Annotated in this window: 15 protein-coding genes; 7 read left to right on the top strand and 8 right to left on the bottom strand. The window is 69.1% G+C overall.

The window, feature by feature from the left end; translation table 11 throughout:
- The 5 genes from AS850_RS14105 (at position 1) to AS850_RS14085 (ending at position 5,146) form a co-directional block, all read left to right on the top strand.
- Positions 1 to 603, top strand: coding sequence for a nucleotide exchange factor GrpE (locus AS850_RS14105; protein WP_236940737.1), 603 nt, complete (start codon positions 1 to 3; stop codon positions 601 to 603).
- Between the two features lie 101 nt (positions 604 to 704).
- Positions 705 to 1,697: a DnaJ C-terminal domain-containing protein gene (locus AS850_RS14100; protein ID WP_119869691.1), complete on the top strand. Its 993-nt coding sequence runs from the start codon at positions 705 to 707 to the stop codon at positions 1,695 to 1,697.
- Positions 1,698 to 1,747: 50 nt separating this feature from the next.
- On the top strand, positions 1,748 to 2,164 hold the full coding sequence (locus AS850_RS14095) for a heat shock protein transcriptional repressor HspR (RefSeq protein ID WP_119869690.1): 417 nt from the start codon (positions 1,748 to 1,750) through the stop codon (positions 2,162 to 2,164).
- A gap of 60 nt (positions 2,165 to 2,224) precedes the next feature.
- Positions 2,225 to 3,409, top strand: coding sequence for a class I SAM-dependent methyltransferase (locus tag AS850_RS14090; protein WP_119869689.1), 1,185 nt, complete (start codon positions 2,225 to 2,227; stop codon positions 3,407 to 3,409).
- A 498-nt stretch (positions 3,410 to 3,907) separates the two neighbouring features.
- Entirely contained in the window at positions 3,908 to 5,146 is a 1,239-nt protein-coding gene (locus AS850_RS14085) for an Ig-like domain repeat protein (protein WP_123955531.1), read from the top strand.
- A 145-nt stretch (positions 5,147 to 5,291) separates the two neighbouring features.
- On the opposite strand, the gene AS850_RS14080 is transcribed toward AS850_RS14085, so the two are convergent.
- The 4 genes from AS850_RS14080 to AS850_RS14065 form a co-directional block, all read right to left on the bottom strand.
- Positions 5,292 to 5,495, bottom strand: coding sequence for a hypothetical protein (locus AS850_RS14080; protein WP_119869687.1), 204 nt, complete (start codon positions 5,493 to 5,495; stop codon positions 5,292 to 5,294).
- A 79-nt stretch (positions 5,496 to 5,574) separates the two neighbouring features.
- On the bottom strand, positions 5,575 to 6,006 hold the full coding sequence (locus AS850_RS14075) for a pilus assembly protein CpaE (protein WP_119869686.1): 432 nt from the start codon (positions 6,004 to 6,006) through the stop codon (positions 5,575 to 5,577).
- Positions 6,007 to 6,095: 89 nt separating this feature from the next.
- Complete coding sequence (locus AS850_RS16325; RefSeq protein WP_123955530.1) at positions 6,096 to 6,545, bottom strand: DUF3060 domain-containing protein; 450 nt, start codon at positions 6,543 to 6,545, stop codon at positions 6,096 to 6,098.
- A gap of 90 nt (positions 6,546 to 6,635) precedes the next feature.
- On the bottom strand, positions 6,636 to 8,561 hold the full coding sequence (locus AS850_RS14065) for an Ig-like domain-containing protein (protein WP_123955529.1): 1,926 nt from the start codon (positions 8,559 to 8,561) through the stop codon (positions 6,636 to 6,638).
- 176 nt (positions 8,562 to 8,737) lie between these two features.
- Here AS850_RS14065 and AS850_RS14060 point away from each other — a divergent pair, with 176 nt between their 5' ends.
- Positions 8,738 to 10,903 carry an ATP-dependent Clp protease ATP-binding subunit gene (locus AS850_RS14060; protein ID WP_119869683.1) on the top strand — a complete coding sequence of 722 codons (2,166 nt, stop codon included), beginning with the start codon at positions 8,738 to 8,740 and terminating at the stop codon, positions 10,901 to 10,903.
- Positions 10,904 to 10,927: 24 nt separating this feature from the next.
- Here AS850_RS14060 and AS850_RS14055 read toward each other — a convergent pair whose 3' ends face one another.
- Positions 10,928 to 12,178, bottom strand: a complete 1,251-nt coding sequence (locus AS850_RS14055; protein WP_119869682.1) for a hypothetical protein — start codon at positions 12,176 to 12,178, stop codon at positions 10,928 to 10,930.
- Positions 12,179 to 12,278: 100 nt separating this feature from the next.
- Between AS850_RS14055 and AS850_RS14050 the strand changes: the two genes are divergently transcribed.
- On the top strand, positions 12,279 to 12,899 hold the full coding sequence (locus AS850_RS14050) for a phosphoribosylanthranilate isomerase (RefSeq protein WP_119869681.1): 621 nt from the start codon (positions 12,279 to 12,281) through the stop codon (positions 12,897 to 12,899).
- A gap of 95 nt (positions 12,900 to 12,994) precedes the next feature.
- On the opposite strand, the gene AS850_RS14045 is transcribed toward AS850_RS14050, so the two are convergent.
- The 3 genes from AS850_RS14045 to AS850_RS14035 form a co-directional block, all read right to left on the bottom strand.
- Positions 12,995 to 13,594, bottom strand: coding sequence for a nitroreductase family protein (locus AS850_RS14045; RefSeq protein WP_119869680.1), 600 nt, complete (start codon positions 13,592 to 13,594; stop codon positions 12,995 to 12,997).
- 210 nt (positions 13,595 to 13,804) lie between these two features.
- Positions 13,805 to 14,455, bottom strand: coding sequence for a hypothetical protein (locus AS850_RS14040; protein WP_123955528.1), 651 nt, complete (start codon positions 14,453 to 14,455; stop codon positions 13,805 to 13,807).
- 61 nt (positions 14,456 to 14,516) lie between these two features.
- Complete coding sequence (locus tag AS850_RS14035; protein WP_119869678.1) at positions 14,517 to 16,739, bottom strand: transglycosylase domain-containing protein; 2,223 nt, start codon at positions 16,737 to 16,739, stop codon at positions 14,517 to 14,519.
- Positions 16,740 to 16,857: the final 118 nt, after the last annotated feature.

Below are 16,857 nucleotides of genomic sequence, written 5' to 3'. Positions count from 1 at the left end.
ATGAGCGACGACGCGAAGAACCCCGAAGAAGAGCCGACCGTCCCCGGCGAGGGTCGCACCTCGCCGGAGCCGGGCTCCGAGGACGGCGGCACGGCCGACATCGACGGTGCCGACGACCTGATCCAGGCCGAAGGTCCCGATGTCGAGCTGAGCGCGGAGGACGAGGCGCTGCTCGACCAGGCCTCGACCGACCTCGTCGCCGAGATGCGCCAGGACATGCTCCGGGCGCAGGCCGAGCTCGTCAACTTCCGGAAGCGCGTGGAGCGCGACCGGGAGGCCAACCGCGACGCGGTCATCGCCGAGGTGATCCGGGCCGTCCTGCCGGCACTCGACGACCTCAGCCGCGCCGAGGCGCACGGCGACCTCGCTGAGGGCCCGATGGTGGTCATCGCGCAGAAGCTCCGCGGCGGTTTCGACCGGTTCGGGCTGACGCAGGTGGGTGCCAAGGGCGACGTCTTCGACCCGAAGATCCACGACGCGATCGTGCAGCTGCCGACGCCCGACGTCACCGTCAACACCGTGGCCGACGTCATCGAACCGGGCTACGTGCTCGGCGAGCGCGTTCTCCGAGCGGCCAAGGTCGCCGTCTCGGTCCCCGCGTAACGACACCACCAGCACGATCGGCAGTACCGGCGGCGGGCTCCCTCGGGAGCCCGCCGCCCCCGTAAGATTCAGCATCAGCACCACTAAGGAAGGCGGGTCTCTTGGCAAGCCAGGACTGGTTCGACAAAGACTTCTACGCCGTGCTCGGCGTCTCGAAAGACGTCACGCCCGCCGAACTCAAGAAGGTCTACCGCAAGCTCGCGCGGAAGTACCACCCCGACTCGAACCCGGGTGACGCCTCCTCCGAGGCCCGCTTCAAAGAGATCAGCGAGGCTCACTCGGTCCTCGCCGACCCGGAGCAGCGCAAGGAGTACGACCAGATCCGCGCCATGGGCTCCGGAGCCCGCTTCACCGCCGGCGCCGGTGCCCCCGGCCAGGGCGGCGGCGGCTTCGAGGACGTCTTCGGCGGCATGTTCGGCCAGGGCGGTCAGCGCCGGTCCGGCTACCAGTCGGGCGGCGGCTTCGAGGACATCTTCAGCGGGATGTTCGGCGGTGGCGGCTTCGGCCAGACCTCCGGCGGCTACCGCGGCTACGGTGGGCCGAGCAAGGGGCGCGACATCGTCGCCTCCACCACGCTCGACTTCCAGACCGCCGTCACCGGCGAGACCATCACCCTCACGCAGTCGCAGGGCAAGCCGATCAAGGTCCGCATCCCCGCCGGCGTGCAGGACGGCCAGAAGATCCGCCTCCGCGGACGCGGCGAGCCCAGCCAGGACGGCGGGGAGGCCGGAGACATCGTCCTCACGGTCGCGGTCCGTCCGCACCCCGTGTTCGAGCGCGACGGCCTGAACCTCCGGCTCGACGTCCCCGTGACCTTCGCCGAGGCGACCCTCGGGGCCACCATCGAGGTGCCGACCCTCGCCGGCGAGCCGGTGCGGCTCCGCGTCGCTCCCGGCACCCCCTCGGGTCGCGTCCTGCGCGTCAAGGGTCGCGGCGTCGACGCCAAGGAGGGCAAGGGCGACCTGCTCGCCACCGTCCAGGTCGCCGTCCCGTCCCACCTCAGCGACAAGGCCCGAGCCGCGGTCGAGGCCCTGCAGGAGGCCCTGCCGAACGAGAATCCGCGCGCGGAGCTCCTCGACCGAGCCCGCCAGTAGCACCGCCCGGCGCGTCCCCGCGTCGACACCGAGCCGGTTGGGAGGCCGACATGGACGAGTTCTCACCGATCTTCGCGATCGCGGTCGCGGCCGAGCTCGCGGGCATGCACCCGCAGACCCTCCGCCAGTACGACCGGCTCGACCTCGTCGTGCCGACGCGCACCGCCGGGAAGTCGCGGCGTTACTCGATGCGCGACGTGAATCAGCTGCGGGAGATCGCCCGACTCAGCGGCGAGGGCGTCAGCCTCGAGGGCATCCGGCGCATCCTCGACCTGGAGAACACCGTCGCGTCCCTCTCCAAACGCGTGCGGGAGCTCGAGTCGGCGTTGGCCGACGAGCTCCTCAACCGCCCCGGGTCGCGGGTCTTCGCGGCGTCGTCGTCGGCCGGGAGCGGCGTCGTGCCGCTCCGGCACGGCACCCGGCCGCAGCGGCAGACCGCCGTGGTCCTCTGGCGGCCGACCCGCTAGCAGTCGCTCGCGCGCCCTCTGGCGGGTCGCCGCGAGGAGCGCACCGCCTAGGCTTGCCGGGTGTCCTCCCCCGCTGCTCCTGCCGACAACCCGTCCGACGCCTTCGACTTCTCGGCCCTGCGGCGTCGTCCCGATCTCGAGGCGCCGAACCTCGTGGCCGTCGACGCCGCCGATCGGCTCATCCTCGACGAGGCCGCGCCGAGTCTGCGCACGGCGGCCTCCGGTGACGTGGTCGTCATCGGCGACCATTACGGCGCGCTGACCCTCGCCGCGGCGACCCTGTTCGGGCTGACGGGCATCCGCACCCACCAGGACGCCCTGACCGGGGAGAAGGCCATCGCGCTCAACGCCGACGCGCTCGGCCTCACCGACTCCTTCGCTCTGCACGCGCTCGACGAGTCGCTGGTCGCGGGTGCGCGCGTCGTGCTCCTGCAGCTTCCCCGGAGCCTCGACGCGCTCGACGAGATCGCGAGCCTCGTCGCCCGCCACGCGCATCCGGAGGTCGTGATCTTCGCCGGCGGTCGCCTCAAGCACATGACCCTCACGCAGAACGAGGTCCTGGCCGACCACTTCGACGTGGTCTACGCCGGTCTCTCCCGCCAGAAGTCGCGCGTGCTGACCGCCTCCGAGCCGAACGAGGCGCAGGATGCCCGCGCCTACCCGCTCACGGAGGCGCTCGACGACCCCGTGCTCGGCGGCCACCTCGTGGTGAAGGCGCACGGAGGTGCCTTCGCCTCCACCCGCCTCGACATCGGAACGCGGATGCTCCTGGAGCACCTGCCCGAAGCGGCTCCCACGGCCGCGACCATCGTCGACCTGGGCTGCGGCACGGGCATCGTGGCTGCCGTGGCGGCACGCACCCGGCCGTCGGCCGCGGTGATCGCGTCGGATCGTTCGGAGGCGGCGGTGCGGTCCGCCCGCGCGACTGTCGAGGCGAACGACCTCTCGGAGCGCGTGGCGGTCGTCCGGGACGACGCGCTGTCGACGATTCAGGCCGGGACGGTGGACCTGGTCCTGCTCAACCCGCCGTTCCACGCCGATGCGGCCGTCCAGCCTGAGATCGCGACCGCGCTCTTCGAGGCGGCGGCGCGCGTGCTCAAGCCGGGCGGGGAGCTCTGGACGGTCTTCAACTCGCACCTGCACCACCGACCCGTGCTCGAGCGCGTGGTCGGGCCGACCCGTCAGGTGGCCCGGTCGCCGAAGTTCGTGGTCACGGCGTCGGTCCGGCGCGACGCCGACACCTGAGCCGTAGCCAGCACGTAGTATTTCAGATGTAAACTCGAGGGTCGTAAGCCGAACCGCGGCTTCGTTCGAAAGGACCCCTCCGTGTCACATCTCCCTCGCGGCCTCGCCCTCGGCGTGGCCGCCCTCGCCGGGCTCACTCTCGTGGCCGGCGCTGCCGCCTCTCCGGCATCGGCACTCGATGCCGCACCGAAGCTTCGCGCTCCCGTCCAGAAGACGATCAAACTCGTTCACGAGAACAGCCTGAACGATCACACGATCGTGACCGATCGGGTGTACGACGGACCGTTCAGCAGCCATGTTCCCAGCGATGCTGAGACGGCTGTCCGCCTCGCGACTCGAATCACGGTGAAGCCGGTCGGCGGCGGTGCTTTCACGATGCAGTCGCGGAACTGGACTTCGTGCCTCGTCCCCTCGACAGCGAGCGGAAGTGCCTTTCTGGGGTTCGGCTCCTGCAGCGACGCGGCTGCCCGGTGGACTCAGACGGACGACGGGTTCTTCGTGAGTAGTGCAGGGTGGTGGCTCACCGCTGACGTGGTGTCTCCGTCGACGGGGAACTCCGCGAGTTTCGGCGTCCTGGCTCTCTCCAGGAGCGCCGACGATGCCGCGCTCTTCTCGTACGCCGACGTTCGAGCGGCGGACGGTCTCAACGCCGTCGTCATCTTCGACGACGACCTGGGTGTCGACGCCAAGGTCCTCGGCAGCGGATCGCCGTTCGAGGAGGTTATCCTGCGGAATAGCGCGGGCGACGTGGTCGCGTCGACGGAGGCCGCCTCCGACGGCTCCTTCGAGGTGTCGGTCCCGGCTCCTCATCGGGCTCAGCCGTACATCGTCGACGTGACTCAGACCCTCGGTCAGGGCGGAACCGTGTCAGATCCGGTTCGGGTCTTCATCGACTACGGAGCCCAGGTGACCATCACGTCTCCTGTCGACGGCTCGGCGCATTCCGGCGGAGCCCTCGACTTCTCGGGTCGTGGGGAGCCCGGGGGGCGTGTGACGATCCGCGAGGCGGGCAAGCCCGCCGCCATCGCGACCGCGGATGTCCTCGCCACGGGTGCGTGGACGGCGCGTGGCGTGGTCCTCGACGGTGCCGAGCACAAGCTGGAGGTGAAGCAGCTGTCGAAGGGCAACAACACCACCACGTCGACGGTCACCCTGAACCCGGGCGGCACCGTCACCCCGCCGGCACCCGGCATCGGATTCGAGGTCACGACCCCGAAGAACGACTCGACCATCGAAACCTCCGACAAGCAGGTCACCTTCACCGGCCGCGGCAACCCCGGCAGCAAGGTGACCATCATGAACGGCGCCCGCACCATCGGAAGCGTCGCCAGCGTCCCCGCCTCCGGAAACTGGTCGTTCACCGCGACGATGAACTACGCCGACTACAACCTCACCGCCTACAACAAGAAGGTCCCAACCGGCGCCGTCACCAGCCAGCAGCCGCTCCACATCACCGTCGCGCCCGGTCAGGTCGGTTTCGCGGTCGGTAGCCCCGCCGCCGGCACCACGGTCGACAGGGGCACCTTCGCCTTCACCGGCACCGGCAAGGCGGGCAGCACGGTCACGGTCTTCCTCGGCAGTTCCAAGCGTGGCACGGCCACGACGGCTGCTGACGGGACCTGGACCGTGCCCGTGACCGTGAACACTCCCGGCCGGTACGACTTCACCGTCTACTACAAGGCCAACCCCGCCGACGCCGCGGCTCCCAGCGTCAAGCACGCCCTCACCGTCCGTTAGACGGGACTCGACGGCAACACCAGCACCACCAGAGGTGGCGGGGACACATCCCCGCCACCTTCGTCGATTACGCCGGGGGACGACCTCGAACCAGCGACGCCCTCACGGGCAGACGTTCAGGGCATCGCCAGCGGTGGCCGTCTCCTCACACGTCGGTGAGCTTGCTCGCCTTCGTAGTGGCCGGGCCGCCGTCGATCTGCTCGAAGAGCCAGGCGGTGTTGCGCTCGGTTCCGTCGCCCAGCAGGGCGTCTCGAACTTCCTGTTCGTCCTGCGCCTGTCGCAGTTCGTCGCGCTTGGTCTCGTGGCTGGATTTCGACATGGACGCCTCCCGATAGCGTTTCGTCTTCACGTGCCTCGGCCTCTTCGTCGAGGTGGAGTCAGTGTGCCCCCGGTCAGGTCGCCGCGCAAGAGGACGGTTCGTCCTGCTGTCAGCTCCGCTCCACGTTCTCGATCCGGAGCGAGGCATCGATGTAGGCCAGGAGCGCATTGCCGTAGGCGTTTTCCGCATCCGGTGAAGCGAACGTCTGGATCTCGTCGTCGATCGTGACCGTCACCTCGTAGTCGCCGCTCTCGCCGCGGATCAGGGCGTGGAAGATGGGGCCGAGGAGCTCGCGCATCTGATCCTCGCGGGGGAGCCAGAGGGAGTCGTCGGTCGAGACGGAGTCGAGGGCCCACTCGGTCGTCCCGTTGAACCCGAGTTCGGTGCCGGTCGGATAGGTGTGAGCCTCGATCGTCATTTCGCTGATCGTGAAGACCTCCGCGTCGAAGGCGTCAGTGTCGATGAGGAACCGGTCTCCTGTGGCGGGGTGCCAGCGGAGTCCGGCTTCGGCGAGGGAGCGGGCGAGAGCGACGTCGATCATCGGTCCAGTATTGCTCTCGCGACCGCAGGATGCCCAGGCCGACGAAAGGGCGCCTCCTGGTGGAGGCGCCCTTCCTGTATCTGCGATCGTTACTTCTGAGTCGTCTTATTGCTGCTGCCCTGGTCGTCGACGGCTGCTTCACCACCGTGGGTGATGTCGTTGCCGGTTCCGAAGATCCCGATGTGCTCGACCTTCTCGACGGTGATGGTGTTGTTCTCGCCCTCGATGTTGAGCTGCTTCACGGGGCCCAGGTCGACGGTGCTGCCGTTCGTGAGGACGTTGACGATGTCGCAGCCTTCGGGGAGTGCGATGTCCGAGACATCCTGAATGATGGTCGCCTCCCCGTTCTCGCACATGCCGGATGGTGCCTTGTAGTCGGCATCAGGCGTGCTCGTGATCGTGGGGCCGGCGGTCGGGCTCTGAGTCGAGGTGCTAGCGGGGGACGTCGGGTTCGACGTGGTCGCTGCGGTGGTGCATCCGGCCAGGGCTGCTATGAGAGATGCGCCGAGGGCGATGGTCAGGATCGGGGTCTTGTGCACGGTGTTCTCCGGGTGGGTTGAAGTGAGGGGGTGGCGGGGGTGTGACTCCCCGCCACCGGTTGTGGTGCTGGTGTCGCCGTGGTGCCCGGGTTAGCGGACCGTGAGGGAGTGCTCGACGCTGGGTGCTGAGGCGTCGGTGGGGTTGGCCTTGTAGTAGACGGTGAAGTCGTACTGGCCGGGAGTGTTCACGGTCACGGGCACGGTCCAGGTTCCGTCGGCAGCCGTGATCGCGGAGCCGCGCTTGGAGCTATTAAGGAAGATGGTGACGGTGCTACCCGCCTTCCCGGTACCGGTGAAGCTGATGTTGCCCTTGTCGACCGTGGTGCCTGTAGCAGGGCTGCCGATGGCGAAGCCGAGCTGGCCGGGGGTGACCGTGATCTTGAGTGCCTGCTGGCTGGTGACGGCGCCGGCGGGGACCTTCTTGTAGTAGGCGGTGAGATCGTAGTCGGCGTAGTTCATCGTCGCGGTGAACGACCACTGGCCGTTCTGGTCGACGTCAGCCGTGCCGATGTTGCGGGAGCTGTTCATGATGGTGACCTTGCCGCCCGCGTTGCCGGTGCCGGAGAAGCGGACCGACTTGTCGGTCGTTTCCACGGTGGAGTTGTTGGCGGGGGTGGAGATCACGAACGGGCGAGCGGCCGTGGCGTCGATGACGGTGATGTGGAGCGGCTGCTGGCTGGTGACGGCGCCGGTGGGGACCTTCTTGTTGTAGGCGGTGAGGTTGTAGTCGGCGTAGTTCATCGTCGCGGTGAACGACCAGTTTCCGGAGGCGGGGACGCTGGCGACGCTTCCGATGGTGCGGGCGCCGTTCATGATGGTCACCTTGCTGCCGGGGTTGCCGCGGCCGGTGAAGGTGACCTGCTTGTCGGAGGTTTCGATGGTCGAGTCGTTCTTCGGGGTGGTGACCTCGAATCCGATGCCGGGTGCGGGCGGGGTGACGGTGCCGCCGGGGTTCAGGGTGATCGTCGACGTGGTGGTGTTGTTGCCCTTGGACAGCTGCTTCACCTCCAGCTTGTGCTCGGCGGCGTTCAGCGCGGACGTGTTCAGAGCCCAGGCACCGGAAGCGTTGACGGTCGCGTTACCGATAGGCGTGCTGCCGGCGTTGTCGAACACGGTGATCGTGCCGCCGGGGGTGCCGGTGCCGGTCATGGCGACCTCGCCGGCGGTGTGGTCGGCGTTGTTCGCGGGGGTGGAGATGGCGACTGCCTTGCCGTAGTCGAGGTCGACCTTGACGGCAGCAGACTCGGTGCCGTCGACGGTCTGCGTCACGTTCAGCGCATAGACGCCGCCCTTGTTCGGAGCCGTGATGGGGATCGAGAAGGCGCCGTTGTCGTCGGCGGTGCCGGACGCGACGACCTCACCGGCGGTGTTCTTGATCGTGATGGGCGCATTCGCGGCGCCCGTCCCCTTGATCGTCGCCCGCTGGGCGTTGTCCCCGTCAAACGATCCGGTCGCGGACAGAGACTCTCCAACATTGGCGTCGATAAACTCAGCGGCATCCGCAGAGTCCTTCGACATGTTGAATCGAGTACTGGAGCCGTAGACGACACTCTGATTCGTCAGATACCAGCCGTCGGCCGAGCGAAAGACTCCGCTGCTGGGCTGCGACCAGAGGGCTGAAGTCTTGTCGCATTTGTCTTGGCCGAGGTAGGTCACCGCGGCAGGAGGGCTGTATGCGGCGAGACATTCTTCCTGGCTACCCTTCACGACCTTCAGGTTGAAGAAGTTTCCCTCGCGGGGAACGACCTCCAAAAGAGCTGCGCGCTTCTCTGCATCGGCCTGAAGAGTGACGGTGGTGAGTTCGAGGTTGTTCGCTCCACCAATCGGCTGCTGGGTTCCGGTCGCCCACTGAAAATCGCCGACTTTCGAGTACAGCTTGATGAGTTGCGCCGCGCTCGTCGATGCGGCGGGAGTTGACGCGGGAGCTGCGTTGGCAGCCGGGGCGACCATGGTGGCCAGCGTGACGCCGGCGAGGAGAGTCGCGCCGAGCGCGCTCAGGGAACGTTTCTTGGACATGTGGTGGGTTCTTCCTGTACGGGCCCGACGGGTGCGGGCAACACATTGATACTGAAATACTACAGACTACATTCGAAATGAGCAAGAGTTGGCTGCTGCCCCGCATCTGGCGCTTCTTGAGACCTCGGCGTAAACTTGAGCCTGATCCACTCAAGTTTTTTCGAAAGGACCGGCTCATGGCCAACATGCAGGGCGCTCCCGCCACCGATGAGAAGCAGAAGAGCGCTCTCGAGCAGTACGGGGTCGACCTGACGGCGATCGCCGCGAGCGGCAAGCTCGACCCGGTCATCGGTCGCGACACCGAGATCCGGCGGGTCAGCCAGGTGCTGACGCGGCGCACGAAGAACAACCCGGTGCTCATCGGAGAGCCCGGTGTCGGGAAGACGGCCGTCGTCGAGGGTCTTGCCCAGCGGATCGTGGCCGGCGACGTCGCCGACTCCCTCAAGGGGAAGAGGCTCATCAGCCTCGACATCTCCGCCCTCGTGGCCGGTGCCATGTATCGCGGACAGTTCGAGGAGCGGCTCAAGGCGGTCCTCAAGGAGATCACCGAGTCCGAGGGGCAGGTCATCACGTTCATCGACGAGCTGCACACGCTCATGGGTGCGGGCGGCGGGGAGGGGTCGGTCGCCGCCGCCAACATGCTCAAGCCGATGCTGGCGCGGGGCGAGCTCCGGCTCATCGGAGCCACCACCCTCGACGAGTACCGCCAGTTCATCGAGAAGGACGCCGCGCTCGAGCGTCGGTTCCAGCAGGTCTACGTGGGTGAGCCGACGGTGGAGGACACCGTGGCCATCCTGCGCGGGCTCAAGGAGCGGTACGAAGCGCATCACGGGATCACGATCGCGGACAGCGCCCTCGTGGCCGCCGCATCCCTGTCCAACCGCTACATCACGGGGCGGCAGCTGCCCGACAAGGCTATCGACCTCGTCGACGAGGCCGGCTCGCGTCTCAAGATGGAGATCGACTCCTCGCCCGTCGAACTCGATCAGCTCTATCGAGGCCTCGTCCGCATGCAGGTGGAGGAGCTCGCCCTCAAGCGCGAGAAGGACGCCGCGTCGCAGACACGCCTCGAGAAGCTCCGCGAGGAGATCGACCAGCGGCAGGCCGCCTACGATTCGCTGAACGCTCGCTGGCAGGCCGAGAAGGCGGCGCTTCAGGGCGTCGGCGAGTTGAAGTCGCAACTGAACCAGGCGCGCATCGACCTCGACCGCGCGATGCGCGAGGGCCGCTACCAGGACGCCTCGAAGATCAACTACGAGACGATCCCGCAGATCGAGAAGAGCCTGGCCGACGCCGAGCGCATCGAGGAGTCGGGCGACCGGCTGGTCAACGACCAGGTCACCGACGCCGACATCGCCGAGGTCGTCGCGGCGTGGACGGGCATCCCCGTCGGGCGGCTCCTGGCCGGGGAGACGGAGAAGCTCCTGCACCTGGAGGCGGAGCTCGGCAAGCGCATCATCGGCCAGCGCGAGGCGGTCACCGCCGTGAGCGAGGCCGTGCGCCGCACCCGCGCGGGCATCTCCGACCCCGACCGGCCCACCGGCTCCTTCCTCTTCCTCGGCCCGACCGGCGTCGGCAAGACCGAGCTCGCCAAGGCCCTCGCCGACTTCCTCTTCGACGACGAGAAGGCGATGATCCGGATCGACATGTCCGAGTACGGCGAGAAGCACACCGTCTCGCGGCTCGTCGGGGCGCCTCCCGGGTACGTCGGCTACGAGTCCGGCGGCCAGCTGACCGAGGCGGTCCGGCGCCGGCCCTACAGCGTCGTCCTGCTCGACGAGGTCGAGAAGGCGCACCCGGAGGTCTTCGACATCCTGCTGCAGGTTCTCGACGACGGCCGGCTGACCGACGGTCAGGGCCGCACGGTCGACTTCCGCAACACGATCCTCGTCCTGACGTCGAATCTCGGCAGCCAGTTCCTGACCGATGGGTCGCTCACCAGGGCGCAGAAGCAGGAGGCGGTCGACACGATGATCCGCCAGGCCTTCAAGCCCGAGTTCATCAACCGGCTCGACGACATCGTCCTCTTCACCTCTCTGACCGAAGACGACCTCGGCCAGATCGTCTCGCTCTACGTCGATCGCCTCGCCCGACGGCTCAGCGATCGTCGCCTCGAGCTCGCGGTCACGCCCGATGCCCGGGCCTGGCTCGCCGAACGCGGCTACGACCCGATCTACGGGGCGCGTCCGCTCCGCCGGCTCATGCAGCGCCAGATCGACGACAACCTCGCCCGAGCGCTCCTCGGTGGCGAGATCGTCGACGGCGACACGGTGCTCGTGGAGGTGGCGCCCGACGGGCAGGAGCTCGCGGTCTCGAAGTCCGACCTGACGACGGAGCCCTGAGGGGCGCCAGCGCCCTGAGCCGGCTCAGCGCCCTTCGAGTTCGACAGCGGGGACCGACCAGGTGCCGTCCGGGCCGACGGTCGTCGTCGCGACCACCTCTCCGTTATCGCGCAGCTCGATGATCGAGCCGGGGTCACCCCGGCCGGTGACGTCGACACGGCCGTCGCTCGGGACATCGCTCCCGTCGTCGGGTGACGTGATGCTCACGGCGTCACCGAAGTCGATCGGGACGGTCGTGGCGGGAGAGACGAGTCCGTCGATCTCCTGCGTCACGAGCACGGGGTGCTCGCCGACTCCGAGGGGCGGGAGTTCGGTCGACCAGGCTCCTGCGGTGGCCTGCGTCTCGGCGACGACCTCGTCGCCCGAACGGATGACGATGGTGGCGCCGTCCTCCGCCGTGCCCTGGATCAGCGCGTTCCGGTGCACGTCGTCGTCGAAGACGACTGTGGCCATCGGAGCGTCCGGTCCGGGCCACGGTGGGATCACGGCCTCGACCGAGCCCCTGTCGAGGCCGTCGATCGTCTGTCGCACAGTGATGGTCTCGCCGGCGCGCGGGAGGTCGCGGAGGGTCGTGGTCCAGCGTCCGTCCGCATCCGCCTCCTCGATGCCCGCCCTCCCGTCGACCGTCACGGAGGCGCCTCGAGTGGCGAGGCCCGAGACGGTCGCCTCGCCGACGGCGCCGGGCGTCACGTTCTCGACGCTGAGGGATTTCTCGCCGGCGAGCTTGAGGAGGTCGAGCTGCACGCCGCCGGCGGACTCGGCTCCGCGGGTGACGAGGGTCCGTGTCGCGGCGTCGTAGGCGACGAACGACGAGTCGGACGCCTGCGAACGGAGGCCCCAGCCCGTGCTCACCTCGGCCAGCCGGAACTGTTGCTCCGGGGCGCCGGTGCAGGAGGAGGCGAAGACCCGCGTTCCCGGAAGCCCGGCGTTGAGGCAGTAGATGCTCCGGGAGACGGGGCCGGTGGAGCCGGGGGCGGGCACCGCCCAGGTCGCCGCGCGGGCGTCGGCCTCGTCCTTCGTGGGCCACGAGGACGGCGCGACGGTTCCGTCGGCGAGCGGCAGCGGGACGGCGACCCACGTGGTCGCCGAGGACGTGGCGAGGACGAGGTGCCCGCTGATGCGGACGTTCTCCCGGGCCGCGTCGCCGGCATCGGCGGCGGAGACGGAGGCGGACAAGGGGTCGGCATCCGCAGCGACTCGGGATGGCAGCGCGGCCGCCGGCAGGGCCGCGAGCAGGGCCAGCGCACCCGCGGTCACGAGAGTCTTCTTCTTCACAGGGTTCCTTCCTCGACCGACGGTTCCGTCGGCCGGTCCGAACAATGTGACATATCTCGTCGGGATTGACAACACTGTCGTTATGTCTGAATGATGGAGCGTGCCTTCTCCACTCTGGATCAAGATCTGCGGCCTCTCGACGCCTGCATCCGTCGACGCTGCGGTCGATGCCGGTGCCGATGCTGTCGGCTTCGTCTTCGCCTCCGGAAGCCCCCGCGAGGTCACGCCGGAGGTGGCACGATCCCTCGTCGAGCGGGTGCCGGCCGGGGTGGGGGCGGTGGGGGTCTTCCGCGACCAGCCCGTCGATGTCGTGCTGCGGACGGCGTCGGCCGCGGGGGTCTCGACCGTCCAGTTCCACGGGCACGAGCATCCTGCGGACTTCGAGCGCGCCCGCGCGGCCGGCTTCGGAGTGATCCGGGCGACGACGGCGGAGCGGTGGCTCGGTGAGAGCGACGCCGAGCACGACGAGTTCGGTGCGCATCGCCTGCTGCTCGACGCGCCCGATCCGGGGGCAGGAGCCACGTTCGACTCCGCAGGTCTGCTCGAGACCCCACCGCGCGGGCCCTGGGTTCTGGCCGGCGGCCTGCGACCCGACAACGTGGCCCGGCTGGTCGCGATGCTGCGGCCGGCGGGGGTCGATGTGTCGAGCGGAGTGGAGTCGTCGCGCGGTGTCAAAGACGTCGACGCAATCCGGCGGTTCGTGGCGGCCGCGCGGGGCTGACGTTCCTCGATCGATGGGTCCCGCGAACGACGAACGGCGCCGCTCCCGGCAGGAGCGACGCCGTCGACGGCGGAACGGATCGGAGCGGTGACGGGTCAGTCGCGCGCGAGGACGAGCTCGTCGAGGGGCAGGCGGGTGCGGGGGAGCGTCTCGCGCTCCGCGAGCGGCTCGGGCAGGAGGTGAGCCTCGGCCACGACACCGATCGCGGTCACGGTCACGGGCAGGAATCGCTCGGGGAGCTCGAACGCGGCGCGCAGGCCGTCGACTTCGATGCCGGCCATCTGGTGGGTGTGGAGGCCCTCGGCGTGAGCCTGAACGGTAAGCGCCGACACGGCGAGGCCCAGGTCGTACTGCGCCCAGGTGCGGGCCTCGCCCTCCTCGGTGGCGGTCTCGGCGATGGCGACGACGAGCGCAGCGGCCGAGCCGGCCCAGGCCGTGTTGAATCCCATGAGGTTCGCGAGGATCGTGTCGAACGTCGCAGTACCGCGTCGGCCGACGACGAAGCGCCGAGGCTGCATGTTCGACGCGGACGGAGCCCAGCGGGCGGCCTCGAGAAGGGCCGCGAGCTGCTCGTCGGAGATGGTGGCCTGCGGGTCGAACGAGCGGGGGCTCCAGCGCTCGTCGAGGAGGTCGACCAGGGGAACGCTGGTGTCCGCGTTCCGGACGGTCGAGGGGTGCTGGTTCGTCGTGGTCATGACTGCCTTTTCGTGAGTGTCGGCGCGGGGCGTCGAAACGCCGCGCCAGAGCGGGTGAACGGGGTGGGCAGCGAGGAGAGCGGCTCGGAGCGCACACGGCCAGCCGCGAGCGCCGGGATCGGCAACGGTGTCGCACCCTGGTGACACGGCCCTGTTGGTGACGCGTCACCGAATAGCGTACGCCGGACCGCTTCCGTTCGCATCCTGCTCTCAGAAGCTGTGGATCACGGCCGTGTCGAGCATCTGCTGCGTGACCGAGTACAGCGCGACGATCAGGAGGCTCGCGATCACGGGGAGCCAGAAGGCCGGGACCCTCCGCAGGATGAAGAGGGCCGAGAACACCGTCGAGAAGACGGCCAGCACGATGGGCGCCCCGATCGCCAGGATGCTCGACAGCTGCACCCCCTCGAGGACACGTGCGGCGCTCGCGTCGCGCTGCACGGCGTCGACCACGTAGACGACCGCGATGACGTAGAGCGCGAGGGTGAACAGGGCCGTCATCACCAGGTCGCCGCGCCTCGGGTTGGTCCGTCCGGGGTACCGGACGTGCTTGGCGGGAGGCCTGTAAGCGTCGTCGGGCAGGCCGGGTCGCGCGTCGTCGTCGTCGGCGAGGATGCGCGCCGCCGGGTCGTCGTCGACACCGGCGGTGCGGCTTCGGCCGCTGGCCGTTGCGCCGCGTGGGGGCGGGGGGATCGCAGGAGCCGCGGGCGCACTCTGCTTCACGCCGGACGCGGCTTTCGCGGCAGCACCGCGCCGCGGCTTGCGCGGCACGACCGGGGCGTAGACCACGGGAGCGTCGTCGTCCGCACGATCGGGCCTCGGGGCGGGCTGCTGATTTCGCGGATCGAGGGGAGTGCTCACACGTCCAGTGTCGTCCATCCTCCTGATGGGCCGATGCGGGTGGGGAGGCGCGCGGCCCCGCTCAGTCGTCCTCCCGCGCGCTGCCCGTCGTCGGCGGCACGGCGGCACCCGGTCCGGCCGGCGCCCCGCCCGCGTCGGCCCCGCCCGCGTCGGTGTCGGGAGCCGGTTTCGGCTTCGGCGCCGCCGGATCGGGTTCGGGTGCCGTGTAGACCGGTGTCGCGAAGGCGCTCCCGCCGTAGACGGAGTTGATCGCCGTCTGCACGTTCTTCCAGATCGTCAGCCGCTGGGTGTTCATGGCGCCGTTCGCGCCGTAGATGCGGTACTGGTTCTGATGGCCGTCGATGTTGCCGACCCAGGAGGCCGTGACGACCTCGGTCGTGCCTCCCACGAGCCACGTCTGTTCGGCCCGGTCGGTCGTTCCCGTCTTGCCGAACACCGGGACGCCGTCGCCCGGTCGAGCGCTCGTCGCCGTACCGCCGGTGAAGACGCCCTGCATGGCCGAGACGGTGAGGGCGGCGACCGCGGGATCGATCGCCTGCGAGCACTTCCGCTCCTGTCCGGGCAGCTTGACGCCGTCGGAGTCGGTGACCGAGTCGATGAAGACGGGGGCGCAGTAGACGCCGTCGTTGCCGATGGCGGCGAAGGCGGACGCCATCGTCAGCGGCGCGACGGTGTTGGCGGCGCCGATCACCGATGACGGATACGCCGCGAGCTCGCCGCCCTCCGCAGGATGCACGCCCAGGGACTCAGCGACGTCGCGGATGTCGCAGAGATCGAGCTGCTGCGCCATCGCGACGAAGGCGGTGTTGATGGAGGAGGCGGTCGCCTGACGTGTCGTCACGTGGCCGGGATTGCCACCGTTGTCGTTCTGCGGGGTGAACTTCGTGTACTCGGGACGGCCGCACACCGTCATGGGGCTGAAGTTCCGGGGCTTCGCGTCGACCCACTCGGTCAGGCGGTGCCCCTTCGACAGCCAGTCGATGAGGGTGAAGGGCTTGTAGGTCGACCCCGGTTGGAAGCCGCCCGACTCGCCGAGGCTCTTGTCGACGGCGTAGTTGACGGCCGAGGTCGTGGGGCCGCCGCCGTCGCGGGTGTCGTCGAAGTCCTTGTTCTGCGTCAGCACGATGACGCGCCCGGTCTTGGCCTCGACCGACACGGCGACGCCGCCGAGGTTGTAGCGCGTCTCGTCGTTGGGGGCGAAGCGGGTCACCTGCTCCTTCGCGTTCGCGGTCAGGTCGAGGTCGAGGGTCGTGTAGATGTCGTAGCCGCCGATCCGCCAGTTGCGCGCCCGCTCCTCCGCCGTCTTGCCCAGGGCGGGCAGCGAGGTGACGGAACGGCGGATGAGGTCGCACCACTGCTGGGCTCCTCGCTCGGTCACGGCCATGCAGCCCTGGGTGGCGGGCGTGAGTCTCACGTAATCGGCGACGCGGCTGGCCTTCGCGGCGCGGTGGGCCGCGGCGTCGATCTTCTTCTCGGAGAGCATGCTGTCGAGGATGACGTCGCGGCGGGCGGTGTTGGCCGCGTGGCGTGACGGTGCACCCAGATTGCGCTCGTCGGGGTACTGGACGATCGCGATGAGGCTCGCAGCCTCGGCGGCGCTCAGGCGCTCGGCGCTCTTGCCGTAGTAGTGCTGAGCGGCCGCCTCGACGCCGTAGGCCTGGTCGCCGAAGTAGGCGATGTTCAGGTAGGCCGCCAGGATCTCGTCTTTGGAGAACTGCTTCTCGAGCCCCAGGGCGTACTTCATCTCGGCGATCTTCCGGGCCGGACCCCGGTCGGTCGCCTTGGCGAACGCCAGCTTGCGCGCCTTCGGGTCGTCGAGGGCTTCCGCGCGAGCCACGAGGATGTTGCGGACGAGCTGCATGGTGAGAGTGGAAGCGCCGCCTGCGGCTCCGAGCTCGCTCTTGCGGAGGCTGCCGATCCCGGCGCGGACCAGCGACGTGGCATCGACGCCGCCGTGATCGAAGAACCGGCGGTCCTCCCCGGCGACGACGGCGTCTTTCAGGGTCGGCGAGATCCTGCCGCTCGCCAGGGAGACGCGGTTCTGGTCGTAGAGCGTCGCGAACGGGACGGGCTTGCCGCCTCGGTTGGCGTAGAGGACGTTGCGCTGCGAGAGCTTCCCGACCTCGAGGAATTCCGGCATCTCGTCGAGGGCCTGCAGGCCGGCTCGGCTGCCCAGGCCGACGGCGGCGACGACCGGCGTGACTCCTGCGGCGACGAGGAGCCCCGACACGACGCTGAGTGCGAGGAAGCCGAGGACGGCCGGGGTCTTACGAGGGGAGCGCATGGCTCCAGCGTATGTTACGTGTGGGATGGTTTCCGAAAGAGTTACACCCTGTGGATGACGGGGATCGCCCCAGGGGATGATTCCCACGCCGGACGGACGACATCGGCCTGTCGGACGA

It is taken from the genome of Frondihabitans sp. 762G35, assembly GCF_002074055.1.
Lineage (GTDB): Bacteria > Actinomycetota > Actinomycetes > Actinomycetales > Microbacteriaceae > Frondihabitans.
The sequence above is the reverse complement of the archived record's forward strand: the minus strand, read 5'-3'. Positions and strand labels throughout refer to the sequence as shown.

What these genes read in the sequence shown, in the direction of transcription:
- AS850_RS14075 (WP_119869686.1), bottom strand. Translation starts at nt 6,006, where the DNA reads ATGATCGACGTCGCTCTCGCCCGCTCCCTCGCCGAAGCCGGACTCCGC.
- AS850_RS14060 (WP_119869683.1), top strand. Translation starts at nt 8,738, where the DNA reads ATGGCCAACATGCAGGGCGCTCCCGCCACCGATGAGAAGCAGAAGAGC.
- AS850_RS14105 (WP_236940737.1), top strand. Translation starts at nt 1, where the DNA reads ATGAGCGACGACGCGAAGAACCCCGAAGAAGAGCCGACCGTCCCCGGC.
- AS850_RS14065 (WP_123955529.1), bottom strand. Translation starts at nt 8,561, where the DNA reads ATGTCCAAGAAACGTTCCCTGAGCGCGCTCGGCGCGACTCTCCTCGCC.
- AS850_RS14045 (WP_119869680.1), bottom strand. Translation starts at nt 13,594, where the DNA reads ATGACCACGACGAACCAGCACCCCTCGACCGTCCGGAACGCGGACACC.
- AS850_RS14095 (WP_119869690.1), top strand. Translation starts at nt 1,748, where the DNA reads ATGGACGAGTTCTCACCGATCTTCGCGATCGCGGTCGCGGCCGAGCTC.
- AS850_RS14035 (WP_119869678.1), bottom strand. Translation starts at nt 16,739, where the DNA reads ATGCGCTCCCCTCGTAAGACCCCGGCCGTCCTCGGCTTCCTCGCACTC.